This is a genomic window from Vibrio sp. 1727 (genome assembly GCF_033344415.1).
Lineage (GTDB): Bacteria > Pseudomonadota > Gammaproteobacteria > Enterobacterales > Vibrionaceae > Vibrio > Vibrio alginolyticus.
This window is the reverse complement of the sequence record NZ_JAWPOT010000661.1, coordinates 1-519: the sequence shown is the minus strand read 5'-3', so window position 1 is coordinate 519 and position 519 is coordinate 1. Positions and strand designations below refer to the sequence as shown.

Below are 519 nucleotides of genomic sequence, written 5' to 3'. Positions count from 1 at the left end.
CAATGCTGCGTGAAGGCGTAGGGTTGACGGCAGGAATGTAGCAAACGCCATCTTTTTGTTTTTCGGCTGGAATAGAAAGCTGAGGCAACAAAGTAATACCCGCTCCCGCAGCAACCATATTACGCAAAGTTTCTAAACTGGTGGCTTTAAAGCGCTCATCATCTTTTGCTCCTGCCGCAAAGCAGAAACCTAACGCTTGGTCGCGTAAGCAATGTCCATCACCTAAAGCCAGCACGGTCTTCCCATTGAGCTCCAACATATCAACCTGGTCGCGCTGTGCCCATTCATGACCACATGGTACAGCAACACTCAGCGGTTCGTTGTACACTTCAATCTCTTTAAATGGGGCAGTTTCCGCCACAGAAGCCAATACCAAACAGTCCAGCTTCCCTTCCTCTAGCTGGCGAACCAATTGATGAGTTTGAGCCTCATGCAGGAACAGCTCAAGCTCAGGGAACTCTTCTTTCAGCTGTGGAAGAATTTTAGGCAATAGGTACGGGCCAACCGTCGGAATAAAAC

1 protein-coding gene is annotated in these 519 nt (G+C 48.9%); it reads right to left on the bottom strand.

Going from position 1 to position 519, the window contains the following annotated elements:
* The coding region (locus tag R8O10_RS27470) for a LysR substrate-binding domain-containing protein (RefSeq protein ID WP_318192267.1) at window positions 1-519 on the bottom strand (519 nt) is incomplete at both ends.